The sequence below is a fragment of the Pseudomonas sp. IT-P100 genome (assembly GCF_949767185.1).
GTDB classification, from domain to species: Bacteria; Pseudomonadota; Gammaproteobacteria; order Pseudomonadales; family Pseudomonadaceae; genus Aquipseudomonas; species Aquipseudomonas fluorescens_B.
Genome location: NZ_CATKQK010000011.1, coordinates 948,788 through 963,107, shown reverse-complemented (window position 1 = coordinate 963,107; position 14,320 = coordinate 948,788). Strand labels below are relative to the sequence as shown.

Annotated in this window: 14 protein-coding genes and 3 pseudogenes; 10 read left to right on the top strand and 7 right to left on the bottom strand. The window is 53.3% G+C overall.

From position 1 onward, the window contains the following. Positions 1 to 130: 130 nt before the first annotated feature. Positions 131 to 649, top strand: a complete 519-nt coding sequence (locus ACM6IQ_RS12890; protein WP_414878991.1) for a Dps family protein — start codon at positions 131 to 133, stop codon at positions 647 to 649. A gap of 140 nt (positions 650 to 789) precedes the next feature. Here ACM6IQ_RS12890 and wrbA read toward each other — a convergent pair whose 3' ends face one another. The 3 genes from wrbA to ACM6IQ_RS12875 all read right to left on the bottom strand — a co-directional run bounded on the left by wrbA (position 790) and on the right by ACM6IQ_RS12875 (position 2,970). Then, on the bottom strand, positions 790 to 1,389 hold the full coding sequence (wrbA, locus tag ACM6IQ_RS12885) for an NAD(P)H:quinone oxidoreductase (protein ID WP_414878962.1): 600 nt from the start codon (positions 1,387 to 1,389) through the stop codon (positions 790 to 792). A 302-nt stretch (positions 1,390 to 1,691) separates the two neighbouring features. Beyond that, positions 1,692 to 2,318, bottom strand: coding sequence for an isochorismate family cysteine hydrolase YcaC (ycaC, locus tag ACM6IQ_RS12880; RefSeq protein ID WP_414878961.1), 627 nt, complete (start codon positions 2,316 to 2,318; stop codon positions 1,692 to 1,694). A 64-nt stretch (positions 2,319 to 2,382) separates the two neighbouring features. After that, the gene (locus ACM6IQ_RS12875; RefSeq protein WP_414878960.1) at positions 2,383 to 2,970 is read right to left on the bottom strand and encodes an antibiotic biosynthesis monooxygenase; all 588 of its coding nucleotides are present in this window, start codon (positions 2,968 to 2,970) and stop codon (positions 2,383 to 2,385) included. A 349-nt stretch (positions 2,971 to 3,319) separates the two neighbouring features. Here ACM6IQ_RS12875 and ACM6IQ_RS12870 point away from each other — a divergent pair, with 349 nt between their 5' ends. Beyond that, positions 3,320 to 3,559 (top strand): DUF2789 family protein, encoded by a 240-nt coding sequence (locus tag ACM6IQ_RS12870; protein WP_414878959.1) that lies wholly within the window; start codon positions 3,320 to 3,322, stop codon positions 3,557 to 3,559. 78 nt (positions 3,560 to 3,637) lie between these two features. Here the strand turns inward: ACM6IQ_RS12870 and tehA are convergent, their stop codons facing one another. Beyond that, positions 3,638 to 4,633, bottom strand: a complete 996-nt coding sequence (gene tehA, locus ACM6IQ_RS12865) for a dicarboxylate transporter/tellurite-resistance protein TehA (protein WP_414878958.1) — start codon at positions 4,631 to 4,633, stop codon at positions 3,638 to 3,640. Positions 4,634 to 5,023: 390 nt separating this feature from the next. Between tehA and ACM6IQ_RS12860 the strand changes: the two genes are divergently transcribed. Together ACM6IQ_RS12860 and ACM6IQ_RS12855 are read left to right on the top strand one after the other, a co-directional pair. After that, entirely contained in the window at positions 5,024 to 5,275 is a 252-nt protein-coding gene (locus ACM6IQ_RS12860; protein WP_414878957.1) for a hypothetical protein, read from the top strand. Next, the gene (locus tag ACM6IQ_RS12855) at positions 5,272 to 5,985 is read left to right on the top strand and encodes an aquaporin (protein ID WP_414878956.1); all 714 of its coding nucleotides are present in this window, start codon (positions 5,272 to 5,274) and stop codon (positions 5,983 to 5,985) included. The genes ACM6IQ_RS12860 and ACM6IQ_RS12855 overlap by 4 nt, the downstream gene beginning before the upstream one ends. A gap of 144 nt (positions 5,986 to 6,129) precedes the next feature. Here the strand turns inward: ACM6IQ_RS12855 and ACM6IQ_RS12850 are convergent. Then, positions 6,130 to 6,440: pseudogene (locus tag ACM6IQ_RS12850) on the bottom strand (histone-like nucleoid-structuring protein, MvaT/MvaU family). A 1,022-nt stretch (positions 6,441 to 7,462) separates the two neighbouring features. On the opposite strand from ACM6IQ_RS12850, the gene ACM6IQ_RS12845 reads away from it, so the two are divergent. Continuing rightward, positions 7,463 to 8,293, top strand: a complete 831-nt coding sequence (locus tag ACM6IQ_RS12845) for an alpha/beta fold hydrolase (RefSeq protein ID WP_414878990.1) — start codon at positions 7,463 to 7,465, stop codon at positions 8,291 to 8,293. 308 nt (positions 8,294 to 8,601) lie between these two features. On the opposite strand, the pseudogene ACM6IQ_RS12840 reads toward ACM6IQ_RS12845, so the two are convergent. Beyond that, positions 8,602 to 8,793: pseudogene (locus ACM6IQ_RS12840) on the bottom strand (DUF4113 domain-containing protein); the annotation flags it as partial. Positions 8,794 to 8,798: 5 nt separating this feature from the next. On the opposite strand from ACM6IQ_RS12840, the pseudogene ACM6IQ_RS12835 reads away from it, so the two are divergent. The 4 genes and pseudogenes from ACM6IQ_RS12835 to ACM6IQ_RS12820 form a co-directional block, all read left to right on the top strand. Continuing rightward, positions 8,799 to 8,900 (top strand): annotated as a pseudogene (locus ACM6IQ_RS12835) (peroxidase); the annotation flags it as partial. Between the two features lie 104 nt (positions 8,901 to 9,004). Then, entirely contained in the window at positions 9,005 to 9,511 is a 507-nt protein-coding gene (locus ACM6IQ_RS12830; RefSeq protein WP_017338113.1) for a sigma-70 family RNA polymerase sigma factor, read from the top strand. Beyond that, complete coding sequence (locus ACM6IQ_RS12825; RefSeq protein ID WP_414878955.1) at positions 9,508 to 10,476, top strand: FecR domain-containing protein; 969 nt, start codon at positions 9,508 to 9,510, stop codon at positions 10,474 to 10,476. The genes ACM6IQ_RS12830 and ACM6IQ_RS12825 overlap by 4 nt, the downstream gene beginning before the upstream one ends. A gap of 102 nt (positions 10,477 to 10,578) precedes the next feature. Further along, positions 10,579 to 13,014 (top strand): TonB-dependent siderophore receptor, encoded by a 2,436-nt coding sequence (locus ACM6IQ_RS12820; RefSeq protein ID WP_414878954.1) that lies wholly within the window; start codon positions 10,579 to 10,581, stop codon positions 13,012 to 13,014. A 65-nt stretch (positions 13,015 to 13,079) separates the two neighbouring features. Here ACM6IQ_RS12820 and ACM6IQ_RS12815 read toward each other — a convergent pair whose 3' ends face one another. Continuing rightward, positions 13,080 to 13,589, bottom strand: a complete 510-nt coding sequence (locus ACM6IQ_RS12815; protein WP_414878953.1) for a winged helix-turn-helix transcriptional regulator — start codon at positions 13,587 to 13,589, stop codon at positions 13,080 to 13,082. Positions 13,590 to 13,689: 100 nt separating this feature from the next. Between ACM6IQ_RS12815 and ACM6IQ_RS12810 the strand changes: the two genes are divergently transcribed. After that, positions 13,690 to 14,319, top strand: coding sequence for an isochorismatase family cysteine hydrolase (locus ACM6IQ_RS12810; RefSeq protein WP_017338109.1), 630 nt, complete (start codon positions 13,690 to 13,692; stop codon positions 14,317 to 14,319). The last annotated feature ends 1 nt before the right edge of the window (position 14,320 follow it).

Below are 14,320 nucleotides of genomic sequence, written 5' to 3'. Positions count from 1 at the left end.
CGACCGTATACGAGCAATTAGCCAAATGATGAGAAAATTTGCAGAGCTCGCCGTCATGCCAGAGCTAACAGATACAGCGATCATTAAGCCCCCCGAACTCAATCAACAACAAATTTCAGTGAGAAAAATCATGAAAAATGATGTAAATGGAAAATCGCGTCTTCAGCCAGAGCTAAACACGCCCTATATCCTGGACAAAAACGAGACTCTGGAATTAGCCGATGCATTAAACGTGTTGCTTGCAGACGTTTTTGCCCTCTACCTGAAAACGAAAAACTTCCACTGGCATATGTCAGGGCCTCACTTCAGGGATTTTCATCTTCTACTGGACGAGCAGGCAGAACAGATTTTCGCGTCCACCGACGCCATCGCTGAGCGGGTCAGGAAAATTGGCGGGAACACCATTCGCTCTGCTGGCCACATCAAACGCATCCAGCGTCTGAAAGACAACGATGCCGACTTTGTTGCGCCAGACGATATGTTGGCTGAACTGCGCGACGACAATATCCTCTTGGCCGGTTTCATGAGGATGACACATGAACTATGTGATCAGTTCGGCGACATGGCGACTGCGAGCCTGTTAGAAAACTGGCTGGATGAAACCGAACAGCGCGTATGGTTTCTCTTTGAATCGGCAAGAAAAAGCTAATTGCTTGGTTTATCCGCTTAGCCAAGGGATAAAAAAACCGCCGGTGTTGATACTGGCGGTTTTTTTAGGATGGGATTTTACCTTGTCGAAAACGCAGTATTGCAACCAGGGCGACGCTGCAAAGCGCCTTTTACTCAGTATCAGCTGGTGAGTTTCATCGCTACCTTGGCAATCAGTTCACCTTGATGACGAGCGCCATCCAGGTCGATCTCGGACGGCAGACGAGACCCATCAGGGCCAGCCACTGTCGTGGCTCCGTAAGGCGCACCACCGACAATTTCGCTCACGTTCATCTGACCCTGGTGGCTATAAGGGAGGCCTACGACAGTGATGCCAAAATGGAACAGGTTAGTGATGATGGAGAACAGAGTTGTTTCCTGGCCGCCGTGCTGAGTGCCTGAAGACGTGAACGCCCCGCCCACCTTTCCATTCAACGCACCACGAGCCCACAGCCCGCCCGCTTGATCTAGAAAAGCCGCCATTTGACCGCTCATGCGCCCAAAACGAGTACCTGTGCCAATGATAATAGCGTCGTAGTGCTCAAGCTCATCAATCATTGCTATCGGGGCCAGTTGATCGAGCTTGAAGTGGGACATCCGCGCAATATCTTCGGGTACAGTCTCCGGCACGCGTTTAATATCAACTTCCCCACCGGCGTTTCTCGCGCCTTCGGCTACGGCTTGAGCCATGGTTTCGATATGACCATAAGAGGAATAGTAGAGAACGAGAATTTTAGCCATGAGGCAACTTCCTTAATTTCGCGCTCGGAACGGCACGACAGGTGGCAATGTCCCACAACCACAAACTTTAAAATAGAACATTTCAGGCTAATTTATTCTACTTTTTCTCTCGATGAAGACTCTCAAAATAGGTCCTTTTTTTTAGAATCTGTAACTAGAAAGTAGCTATTCTTGGCGCACGACTGCTATTCAAATATACCACCTAGTGTCAAGCACAAGTGAACGCAGCATAGAAATATTGAATTCTCGGAATTGCGATCAGAATGAGATTAGAAAGAGGCCACTCCCTAGCCTCCTGAGAGCTACTTCGGCGCTTGGGCCGAATAGCTGTTCATAAGGTATCGATAACTCGGGATCCTACCCGCCAGTAGGTTGGCCAGCCCTTCGATGTCATTACGCCAATCACCCTGTAACTCACAAGCCAGGGCAAACCAGTTAATCATCTGCGCCCCGGCAGCGGTCATTCGTGTCCACGCCGCTTGCTGTACCGTTTGATTGAAGGTGCCGGAAGCGTCCGTTACCACGAACACTTCAAACCCTTCAGCCAACGCTGACAGGGTAGGAAAGGCTACGCAAACGTCAGTCACGATTCCAGAAATGATCAGTTGCTTACGACCTGTTGCCTTGACTGCGTTAACGAAATCAACGTTATCCCACGCATTAATCTGGCCAGGTCGAGCAATATACGGCGCATCCGGAAACATTTCTTTGAGTTCTGGAACGATCGGGCCATTAGGGCCGTTCTCAAAACTGGTGCTCAAAATTGTCGGCAACTTGAAAAACTTTGCAGTTTCCGCAAGCGCCAGCACATTGTTCCGATACTCGACCGGAGAAAAGTCCTGCACTAACGCATTCAGGCCCGTTTGATGATCTACCATCAAGCAAACTGCTTCATCCTTATTAACGCGCCTATAGACTGAATTGCTCATATCTCATACTCCATCTCGGGTGTTTATAAAATTTTAAACGTTCTTTTTCCGACATCCAACTCATCTAGGACTCACGGAAATAGTTCTGTGGGTCAGGTGACAGCCAGACAGAAAATAAACACGTCGCAAAGGGCATCATCCAATAAACGACAAAAATCACGATGGTGAGGGTTATTAAAAAAGTACTGATCACATAACCTGACAACCAGGCAAACATGGAGAACACTGGCCCCCACGCCAAAGGAACCAACAGGGTCAACGGTAAAATAACCGTCATCGTAACGACCGCCTGCTTCCAGCGCGGTGGATTAGCCTGTTCATCCAACGTGGAAAACCAGAACTCCTTGATTGGCACCACTTCTATTAAGTCACCGTCTGCCAGCATGTATGTGGCATCATCTACAAGCTTGTGCCGCTCAGTCGAACTCAGCCAACGCTGCATGGCCACCGCACTCTCAAACCGCAAGACGCTGGTATAAGAGGTTAGCCCTTGGTTCTTGCCAATCACCACGTCCACCCCTAAATGACCAGGAAAGGCGCTCGCCACGCCCACGATATGGTGCAGCCAGACTTCATAAGGTCGCTCTAAACCTTTTTTGATCCTGTGTTTGACTACTAATGTTACAAGTTCAGTGCTGGATGACCGGGTCATCAAAAATCTCCCACGAATAATGTCTGCCCTCGGCAAAAAAAAAGATTGACACTCACTCCTAAATTATTGATTTTTACTTACCAGGGGCATAGTAAAACCTCCGCCAATCAAGAGATTGGATATCTATGCTCTTTTTGGCCTAATGCGCAACGACATATGCATTGAGAAAAGAATGTGTTGCCGATCTCAAAAAAATAAAAATCCGATAGAAATGTTCAATAATCAAAATGACAGGTATTTTAAATTAAGCATCGCGTCAAGCTGCGAGCAAAGCGAAATCGGTCAGTCGGCAAAGCGCGTCCCACAGTCATCGTCCTATGAAAAGCCAGTCATTTACTAAGGAAACATTATGGAACTTTCGAGAAAAACCTTGCTCAGTCTATTTGAACAACTGGGCCTTCCCTCTGATCAGAAGAGCATCGATCAATTCGTCGCTATGCATTCTCCAATACCCCGGGGCGTTCTTTTGTCCGAGGCTTCATTTTGGACAACTGAACAAAAATTACTCCTCAAAGAAGAACTACTAAATGATGCGGACTGGGCTCGCTCGGTAGATGAATTAAACGCAATGCTGCATAATGATAATTAAATAGTCGCGTCCACACTCGAATCCTTGCCTCCGAAAAGCTACCGATTCCGGGGCCAGCCAGCGACTTTTTCGAAGTGACTAAGCGACAGTTTGCTGTTTGAATAACCTGCCTAACATCAGAAGCCGAACGGTTAGAACGAACAGCGATATAATAACCACATTTGCCATTAGAAAAATAAACGGCGCGGCACTCGCGAAGAAACTATGCGGGGCAATAATTCCTGCCCGCAAGCACGCGAGGGTTAAGGCAGTGACACCAAAACTGAACGCCCAAAACGAGGGGTTGAATCCCGACCTGAAAAACCAGGGTATCAGGCGTATTAAGAACAATAGCTGTACAAACCCATACCCCATCAGGCCAAAGAACAACAAGTCAACCTGTTCACCTGAAACACTAAGGTAGGCGACCGCCGCTACGACAGGCGGCGCCAGCTGGATACCTAACGTCGGCCGGATAGCAGTGGCGAGCTCATCCTCAATTAACAAACGATTGATTAACGTCGACTCCAGTGCCAACCATGAAAACAAACCAGCACCAAAGAACAGTTTACCGAGATCAACATAACCAATCCCTGTCAGTGCAATGGCTGAAACAAAATTCCCTGCAACCGTTGGCAAGTACATGACTGCGGTGGTGTCTTTCAGTTGGCGACCTCCGCGCCACATCCCAGCAAATCTGTACATTGAAAACCCTAGTTGCCCAATCACAGAGAGCACGATCAATGCCACCCCTAACGTAGGAAATAATGCGTAAATCCATGTGCTAACAAGCAATGTCGATACAGGCACAAGCACAATAAAACAGCATTGAACAGGGTGGTTAAGTTCAGCAAAAGCGAACTCTAGTTGACCGATCCACTTATAGACAAAACCGATAATTAACGCGAACCATATTATCGCCGTTAACGCACACAGCACATCCGCTATCCAATGAGAAATATCCCAATAGGATTGCGCCGTGCGCCAGCAATTACTCAGCCCGGCCATGCCCAGCACAATGCCAAATGAGGACGAAGGCAAGACGAAACGACTTTTTGTTACATTGCTCGCTAATGGCTGAGTTTGAGTATTCACAACACCTTTTCCATTTCCTGTAATTGTTTAACAATTAATTCTTACAAAACATCAATACACTTCAAAACGGAAAACCCATTGCAAATTATCCAATCCTACGACACATACGTATTGACGCTTTCTTGCAAAATTAGAACGTTTTCTTCTGAAATCCTAAGTGGCTGCTATGCATGGCTGCGTTCGACATCGCTAGAGAAGACACATAACACTGAACTGGTCAAAATTTGCTGGAAATCTATCAAGAATCTATTGGCACATTAGTGCGAGTATTGAGCGAATAAATCCGCGACTTTTCGATCCACCCCCCGCAGTGGCTAGATTTGGTAACTTTTTTATTGAAACGGGTGATTACCTGAGTAACTTACACCCCTCCCTTGAAAGGAGCGCAACATGAGCGATTCAGAAAACGGGGGGCAAACTGTCCCTATCGTACAAACCGAGCATGAATTCCAACCTTGGGAGAAACGCTGCCACGCACTCGGTGACGTCCTTGAGTGCCACAGCCTCATCAACAGCGCCGAAAAATGCCGGAGTATCGAAGCGCTTGGCCAGGAGATGGGTGACCAGCTTACCTACTACGAACGCTGGATTGCGGTCTTTACCAATATCCGCTTTCAAAACGAGGGGCAACGAAGCATATGAGCACCCCGCCCCCGCAACCTGCGTCTTGTTTCTATGAAAAAAATCCTTCTCTGGTACTCTCACGCCGGGCCTTCGTTGAGGGTGTAGGTTCGTTGCTGCTGATGATGGCCGTGACAGGGTCGGCCCTCACAGGGCAACGCTTATCCGGAGGTAATCACGAACTCGGACTGCTGGTCAGTGCGTTCGCCACCAGCGGCTCTCTTGTGGGTTTGATTTTGGCCCTTGGTAGTGTCTCTGGGGGACATTTCAATCCACTCATCACCGCACTGCAATGGCTCGCGGGTCAGCGTTCACTCAAGTGTACTTTGAGTTACATAGGGGCTCAGATCACTGGTGCGATGCTGGGAGCCCTCTTGGCCAACATTCTATTTGACAGTTTGGCAAGTGAACCGTCACCGGTGGTGTTGAACTCCAAGTGGATACTCAGCGAAATAGTCGCAACCTGCGGCCTGATGATCGTCGTCTTTGGCTGCATCCACAGCGAAAAGGCTCTGACTGGGCCCTTTGGTGTGGGCGCCTGGTTGTTGGCAGCAATCGTAGCCACACCCTCAGCATCGTATGCCAATCCTGCGATTGCCTTGGCGGCCATACTTGCCTCTGGCCCGGTTGAACTTACTGTCTCTTCGGCGACCTTCTATGTCGCGGCAGAAATCGCCGGCGCTCTCTTGGCTTATGTCGTCATTTCGATTGCCTATCCGCGAACTCCCTAGTGGGATGATAGCGTACCCCATTTTCTCAACAGGCTTTGCGCTGCCCGGCAAAAAGGCCCAACTAAGAGCCCGTGCTCATTTTTACAATGAGATTTAATTGGTCAGCCAGGACTCAACTGTGCTCGCACCATGCTTCGTCTGCCATTATTTCAACGTTTTGTGGTTACCGCTTTGTTCAACGACCTCACCGCTGTGAGGATTTTTATACACTTTCAGCTTCCGAGTTTTACGAGTGCTGGCGCTAGAGGTCACAGGCTTCGCGCCAGATGGTTTTACTGTGGATCAAGCAAGTTGATGACGTACTTCAAGCGATAGTCATACTTGGCGATAAGCTCACGAAGTTTGGTTTCAAATTCAATTTCTTTTTCAGACCGGCATCACCTTTCACCGCATCAAGGGTCTGGACTGCTCTATCAAGTGCTTTTTGAGTTGAGAAATGCCGCAAGCTTATACATGAAAACCTCGGAAAACGACTATTGTAGAATTATAATTATCAACTAACAGCGCATAATTATATTTAACCATATCTAGTTCATTAGTACAGCCATGAGCGATATAAGTCAATTTTATCAGTGTAAACGAAACGCTATTTAGCCTTTTAGCAGATGGCGAATACGAACAGATTTTCCTGCCAGCAGAAAATGCCGAACAACCAATTCAGTCTTCAACACCCCGCGCGTCACTCGATCATAATGATCGTAAATGGTCGAGCCAGGACTCAAAAAAAAAGTTCAATCTACAGTCCCGGATTTTCAGTGTCCTGCATTAGCTGCCAGGAGAAAAACCATTGAAGTGTCACATATGGCGCGCCTCTACTATGTATGGCAGCCTTGAATCCCTCGATGTCGGCCGTATCAATTCCACACTCGACCATGATTATCACCGGCCTACGCTGAACATCGACGTCCGCATTAAGGAATGATTAGGGCCAATACAGTGAAGGTGCCAAGTCTTCAGCGCTCAGTACAGGACACCCAGCACTATTATCACTGCAGCCACACTCAGTGATAGCGAGATGGACTGCCAGCTGGCGACTATCCCCACAAAAGGCCACCCATGACTCATTTTTACAGAGGTCGGGAAGTCCCACGACTAGAGTTCAGCTATATCTTTGGAGTTATCGCTTTCCGCGTCGCATCAAGTTGGTGCGAATATTTCTGATTTTGTACTGATTACACGCGCTGTTGCGGTGAGATTGCTGTTACGTGAAAGCAGGGACGTACAAAACTAAGCAATGCCGTTCAATAGCTGAACACCTCTCTATCAATACTATGAAATGGGTTTTTTTAGTGAGGATAAGGCTATGCAGCGAAATTCCGATGACGAGACGATAACTGACAACAAGGGCGTTTCACTGCCAAGGCGGGACTTCCTCACCGGTGTTGCCGCAGTGACCATACTTGCGAGCGTGCCCTTTGGCGTCATGGCAGCAACGCAAAAGAAGGTTCAATCACATCCAGCAGGGAGTAATTTCGAAATGACTACAATTAAAACCAAAGATGGCACCCAGATTTTCTACAAAGACTGGGGCCCGAAAGACGCCATCCCCATCATGTTCCACCATGGCTGGCCGCTCAGTGCTGATGACTGGGACAACCAACTGATGTACTTCCTGCAAAAAGGCTACCGCGTCATTGCCCACGATCGTCGTGGTCACGGTCGCTCAACGCAGACGTGGCAAGGTAACGACATGGAAACCTACGCCGCTGACGTGATTGAGCTGACCGATGCGCTCAATCTCAAAGGTGCCATCCACGTCGGCCACTCTACCGGTGGTGGCGAGGTTGCCCACTATGTCGTGCGTGCCAAACCAGGTCGTGTGGCCAAGGCTGTACTGATCAGTGCCATACCGCCGATTATGGTCAAGTCCGACAAAAACCCAGGTGGCCAGGACATCGGCGTTTTCGACGGGCTGCGTAAGGCTCTATTCGAAAACCGCGCGCAGTTCTACGTCGATGTGCCATCGGGCCCGTTCTACGGCTACAACCGCCCAGGAGCCAAGATCTCTCAAGGCACAATCAATAACTGGTGGCGTCAGGGCATGATGGGCAGCGCCCAAGCTCAATTCGATTGCATCAAGGCTTTCTCTGAGACCGACTTCACCGAAGATTTGAAAAAGATTCAAGTACCTACACTCGTGATGCACGGTGGTGATGACCAGATCGTGCCTTACGAGAACTCAGCACCTTTGGCAGTAAAGCTGCTGAAAAACGGCACCCTGAAGAAATATCCAAGCTTCCCACACGGCATGCCGACCACCAATGCCGCTGAAATCAACGCTGACATCCTGGCGTTCATTCGCGGTTGAAAGCTCGGCCATAATCGACCGATGTCTAATATTGTTTGGTTCTTAACGGAATCCTGGGAAACACAGAAACAAGAACGCCGATTTGTTGATGATGTTCGTGCGAGCAAACACATCTAACAAACCGGCGTTTTTATGCGCTAGCGTGGGCCGGTGAGGTAGAAGGAAGGCAGCCCTGATTTCGATAGATACTAGGTTACTAATACACCCTATGCGGACTGGTACCTCCAGAGAGTGCCGCTAGCTCTCATGTGAGTTACCCCCCTCAAAAATATGTCCCTGCGATAATTATTGCTGAGCCATTAGGCTAGTCAGGGCAATCGAACGAAGTTAACGGGCGATACGAGCCACCGGCAATACACTGTCCAAAGCTGATCAACCCGCGTCGTGAAGCTTTGACTCATCATCTCTCTTCGCATGCCCCAATCCGGGTCGGCCGGCACACCCGCAAGATGCATCGTTCCCCTGCACCACCTACTATTGATGGCATCCAAAACGCCCATCACTTTCGGGCAATTACGACCGTTTGCTCGATTTCAGCACGGCGGTCACCGGAGGCCTGTTCTTCGTTCCTTCAGCAGACCTGCTGGAAGAACTGGCGGATCGTTGAACCAAAGAAGTGCCCGCTCCGTTGGCGAAGTCAGAGATTGCAGTGGCCATCATCTCAAAGGTAGTATTGAGAACGATTCACACTAACATCTGGAAAACCAACCGGTGCAACCTCCTCCGACCAGCAAGCTGGGCTTCTTTTTCAGCGACCATCATCGCTGGCTGCTGCAGCATATCCAGCGGCGACTGCGCAATCACGCGGACGCTGAGGACACCGCCGCCGATACGTTTTGCCAGATGCTGACTGCCCGGGTAGACCCGGACAGCATCGAACAACCTCGCGCTTACCTCTCGACCATTGCCCGACGCCTGATCTTTGATCGTCATCGCCGGCGCAAGCTGGAACTGGCCTACCTCGAACGCCTGTCCACGCTGCCCGAAGCGTTCGCCCCTTCCCCTGAAGAACAGTTGCAGTTGATCGAAGCCCTGGTTGCCATCGACCGGGCGCTCGACGGCTTGCCAATAGTCGTCAAAGCCACGTTCCTCTACAGCCAGCTCGACGGTTTGAGCTACGTGGCGATTGCACAAAAACTGGAGCTGTCGGAGCGCACGGTCAGCCGTTACATGAAACAGGCATTGAGTCAGTGCTACCTGAGCGAGTTGGCGCCATGAGCACGCCGCGTCTCGATCCGGTCAGCGAGCAGGCCATCGACTGGATGGTGAGCCTTCGTGCCGGCAAGCCCGATGCCGCACTGCAAGAACGGTTCAACGCATGGCTGGCGATGGATCCCGCCCACGCCCGGGCCTGGGCAACATTGCAAGAGCGCCTCGGGGCTTCCTTCAACACCATTCGTGCGCTGGATCGGCGCCTGCCCGGTCAGGCCGACGAAGCACGGCAACTGCTGCTGCAACCCCACGGTTCACGCCGCGATGCGCTGCGCGTGATCGTCGGCCTGGGCCTGCTGGGCGGCGGCGCATGGCTGGGTGTTCGCAGCCCGCTGGGTGACTCGCTGCTGGCGGACCTGCACACCGTCCGCGGCCAGCGCCAGGACTTCACGCTGACCGACGGCAGCCGCCTGAGCCTGAATGCCGACAGTGCGGTGGATCTGCGCTTCGATGACCAGCAAAGGCTGGTGATTCTGCGCCACGGCGAACTGGTGATTCAGGTCACAGCCGACCCCACGCGTCCACTGCGCGTGCGCACTGCCCAGGGTGAAATACGTGCACTGGGCACCCGATTCCTGGTGGCTCAGGAACAAGACGCGACTCGCGTCGTGGTGCTGCAGCATTCGGTCGAAGCCCGTCTGTTCGACGGTGCGACGCTTGACCTGCAGGAAGGCCAATCGGCCTTGTTGTATGAAGGGAAAATTGCCCCGGTGGCTGGCGATCAGCGTCATCGCGCCGATTGGCTCAGCGGCCGATTGAATGTGCTGGACGAACCTCTGGAGCAAGTGGTCGACGCGCTACGTCCTTACAGTAGGGGTTTCGTCCGAGTGGCGCCCGAGGTTCGCGGTTTGCGCGTCCAGGGCGTATTCCCGTTGAACGATCCCGATCGGGTGTTCACGGCGCTGGCAGAAACACTGCCGATTCGCGTGGATCGCTACAGCCCGTGGCTGACGCTGATTCGTCCGAAATAACCCGGCTGAACCACTTTTTTTGCAAATCGCTCTCATTCGTGTCCGGTTTTCATTTCTCGTCCCACCTATCTCCTGACACTTTCACATTTTCAGGAGAACGCTGTGTTCAACCCATGGCCCCACGCCCTTTCCGCCGCTGTCGCCCTGGCAACCCTGGCGAGCCCTGCCCTGTCACAGGCCCAAGACCTGACGTTCAACCTGCCGGCCGGCCCCCTCGCCAGCACACTGAATGCCATCGCCAGCCAGAGCGGCCATATCGTTTCATTGGAGCCTTCGCTGGTGCGGGGCAAACAGGCACCGGCGGTGATCGGCCAGATGCCCGTGGAACAAGCGATGCAAAAGGCGTTGGCGGGCAGCGGCCTGCAATTGCGAGTGACCGGACAAGGTAACTTCAGCGTCGAGCCCGCCGCCGACAGCGGCGCAGCGTTGCAACTGGGCGTGACCAACATCGTCGAACGCAGCACCGACGCCACCACCGAAGGCTCAGGCTCTTACGCCGCGCGAGCAGTGACCATCGGCAAGGGCACCCACACCCTCAAGGAAATCCCGCAGTCGGTCACGGTGATGACCCGCAAGCAAATGGACGATCAGGATATCGTCGATCTCAAGGACGCGGCCAACAAGACCACCGGCCTGGTCGGTGCTCAAGGTGTCGGCAGAGGCTTGATCCTCAGTTCGCGCGGTTTCCAGATCGATGACTGGCAATACGACGGCGTGCCGATCCCGCGCAACACCTACGCGCTGGGCAACTGGGCCACGCAGGACCTGATCTTCTTCGATCGCATGGAAGTGCTGCGTGGCGCGTCCGGTTTGCTGCAAGGCACCGGCAGCCCTGGTGGCGCCGTCAACCTGGTGCGCAAACGCGGCCAGAACGCACCGACCGTCACCCTCACCGGCAAGGCCGGCTCCTGGGATCACTACGGTCTGCAACTGGACGCCGGCGGGCCGCTGAACCAGGCCGGCACCGTGCGCGGCCGCCTGGTGGCCGACCAGGACAACAGCCACTCGTTCGTCGATTCCGAATGGTATGAGACCACCTCACTGTACGGCGCGCTGGACTTCGATCTGAGCGAGGACACGACCCTGGGTTTTGCGGTCAGCCAGTCCGACGGTGAATCGCGCTCGAATGTCCGCGGCTTCCCGCGCTACGCCGACGGCAAACCCGTCGACCTGCCGCGCAAAACTTACACCGGGGCGAAGTGGAACCATTCGGACATCGATGTCACCACGCTCTACACCGACCTGGAGCACCGTTTCAATGACGATTGGGCTTTCAAGGTTGGCGCTGTGCGCATGACTGAAACCAACAAGGCGAAGAACCAACGGGTGCAATCCAGTGGCAATGGCATCAATGCCGATGGCAGCGGCGTGCAATACGCTGACTTCGTAACTGACTTGGACTCCACCAAAGTCGCGCTGGACATGAACCTCAACGGCAAGTTCGAAGCCTTGTCCATGCAGCAGGAAATCATGGTGGGCGGCAACTACTCCAAGTACACCTCGGATGACAAATTCGCTCGGACCTTCAATAACAGTACCGACACTCTCTTCGACATTGATCACGATCGTCCCGAAATCAGCTACGACGGTTTGCTCAATAGCCCCGGAGGTCGTGGGACACCGAGCAAATATGACATCCGCCAAAAGGGCCTGTACGGCAGCTGGCGGGTCAAGCCGATCGATCCGCTGACCCTGGTGCTCGGCTCGCGGGTCAGCTGGTACGACTACAGCTACAAATCGTGGCGCCAGGACGCGACCAGCATCACCGCCGATCCTGAAAGCACCAGCAACGAAAACGGCGAAGTGACCCCTTTCGCTGGCATCGTCTATGACCTGAGCCGCGAATGGGCGGTCTATGCCAGCTACACCGACGTGTTCACACCGCAAACCGAACGCGATACCGGCGGCTCGGTCGTTAAACCGATTATCGGTACGAACTACGAAGTGGGTCTCAAGGGCGAGTTGATGGAGGGACGGGTCAATACGTCCCTGGCCCTGTTCCGTTACGACCAGGAAAACCGTGCAACGCTCGATACCGATGGTGGGCAAATCTGCGACGGTTGGTACTGCTCGAAGGCTTCCGGCAAAGTACGCAGCCAGGGTCTCGACGCTGAAATCAGCGGCGAAGTGCTGGACGGCCTGCAACTGTTTGCCGGTTATACCTACAACACCACCAAGTACCTCAAGGACCCGGACAACGAAGGCAAGGTCTTCAGCTGGTGGACGCCGAAACACATGCTGCGCGTCTGGGGCAACTACCAGTTGAGTGGCGACTGGAGCCGTGTCAGCACTGGCCTGGGCTTCGTTTCTCAAATCCACACTATTGGTTACGACCACTCCGTCAACGTACCGGGTTACACCGTGTGGAACGCCCGTGTCGGTTACCAGCTCACGCCGGAAATCGAGCTGGCGATGAACGCCAACAACCTGTTTGACAAGACCTACTTTGCGGCGGCGTACAACCAGATCAATGGCAACAATAACTACGGTGATCCGCGCAACGTGATGTTCAGTGTGAAATACACGCCGGAGTTCTGACACCGCTGATCATTTGCACAACGCCCTCCTCGTTCGCAAGCGCAGGGAGGGCGGTTACAGCCTCCTTAAGCTTGGCCCCGACTCCCTTTGAAAGCCTCACGCCGCGTATGTCGTTCTGCGGCGTAGGCTTCGCTCTGCTCACTGCTCAGCTCATCCCGACGCAACAACTCACCGCAATGTTCGCAAAGCGGTCCTAACCCTGCGGGCTCGCCACAGGTCTTGTGGGTGTACACCACCGCCAGGCCTTCCTCCGGCGACTTGCACCAGGTTTCCCCCCAGGCACGCAGCGCCAGTATCACCGAGTAAAAGGCCTGCCCTTTTTCGGTCAGGTGGTACTCGTAGCGTGGCGGGCGTTCGTTGTAGAGACGGCGCTCGACCAGGCCGTCAGCCTCCAGACTCTTCAAGCGTGCAGCGACCATTTGCGGGGTGCCGCCGGTCTGCGCCTGGATCTCGTCGTAGCGATGACTCCCCATAATCAACTCACGCAGTACCAGCACGGTCCAGCGGTCGCCCACGATCGCCTCGGCCCGGGAAATCGGGCAAAGGGTGTCGGGAACACTGGTATTTATCGACATAGGACTTGCCTCTTTCACAGTTACTATGATTATCATATCAACAAGATGCCCAGGCAAGTCCCCGGCACCGGTCACTCAACTTTTCGTGGAGAACATCGTCATGTCGAACGCCCCGTATCCGCTCAACAGGACCGCTTACCTGCTGGTCGATCCGTACAACGATTTCCTGTCGGAAAACGGCAAGGTCTTCCCCTTGATCAAGCCGATCGCCGAGCAAGTCGGCCTGCTCGACAACCTGCGCGCCCTCGACCGCGCGGTGCGCGCCCGCGACATTCCGGTGGTCATCGTACCGCACCATCGCTGGGAACACGGCGACTACGAAGGCTGGGACCATCCGACACCGACCCAGTGCAAGATCATGCACATGCACCACTTCGCTCGCGGGGAATGGGGCGGCGAATGGCATCCGGATTTCGCGCCAAAGGACGGTGACATCGTCGTCCAGGAGCATTGGGGCTCCAGCGGCTTTGCCAATACCGATCTCGATTTTCGCCTGAAGCAGAAAGGCATCACTCACGTGATCATCGTCGGCCTGCTGGCCAACACCTGCATCGAAGCGACTGCCCGCTATGCATCGGAACTGGGTTACCACGTCACGCTGGTGCGTGATGCGACTGCTGCCTTCCGCCCGGAGATGATGCACGCTGCCCACGAGCTGAATGGCCCTACCTTTGCTCACGCCATTGTGACCACGGAAGAACTCGTCGCCACGCTGGCACAGCAGGAGTAAC

What these genes read in the sequence shown, in the direction of transcription:
- ACM6IQ_RS12855 (WP_414878956.1), top strand. Translation starts at nt 5,272, where the DNA reads ATGAGCACCCCGCCCCCGCAACCTGCGTCTTGTTTCTATGAAAAAAAT.
- ACM6IQ_RS12875 (WP_414878960.1), bottom strand. Translation starts at nt 2,970, where the DNA reads ATGACCCGGTCATCCAGCACTGAACTTGTAACATTAGTAGTCAAACAC.
- ACM6IQ_RS12860 (WP_414878957.1), top strand. Translation starts at nt 5,024, where the DNA reads ATGAGCGATTCAGAAAACGGGGGGCAAACTGTCCCTATCGTACAAACC.
- ACM6IQ_RS12815 (WP_414878953.1), bottom strand. Translation starts at nt 13,589, where the DNA reads ATGTCGATAAATACCAGTGTTCCCGACACCCTTTGCCCGATTTCCCGG.
- wrbA (WP_414878962.1), bottom strand. Translation starts at nt 1,389, where the DNA reads ATGGCTAAAATTCTCGTTCTCTACTATTCCTCTTATGGTCATATCGAA.
- ycaC (WP_414878961.1), bottom strand. Translation starts at nt 2,318, where the DNA reads ATGAGCAATTCAGTCTATAGGCGCGTTAATAAGGATGAAGCAGTTTGC.
- ACM6IQ_RS12810 (WP_017338109.1), top strand. Translation starts at nt 13,690, where the DNA reads ATGTCGAACGCCCCGTATCCGCTCAACAGGACCGCTTACCTGCTGGTC.
- ACM6IQ_RS12870 (WP_414878959.1), top strand. Translation starts at nt 3,320, where the DNA reads ATGGAACTTTCGAGAAAAACCTTGCTCAGTCTATTTGAACAACTGGGC.
- ACM6IQ_RS12890 (WP_414878991.1), top strand. Translation starts at nt 131, where the DNA reads ATGAAAAATGATGTAAATGGAAAATCGCGTCTTCAGCCAGAGCTAAAC.
- ACM6IQ_RS12825 (WP_414878955.1), top strand. Translation starts at nt 9,508, where the DNA reads ATGAGCACGCCGCGTCTCGATCCGGTCAGCGAGCAGGCCATCGACTGG.
- ACM6IQ_RS12845 (WP_414878990.1), top strand. Translation starts at nt 7,463, where the DNA reads ATGACTACAATTAAAACCAAAGATGGCACCCAGATTTTCTACAAAGAC.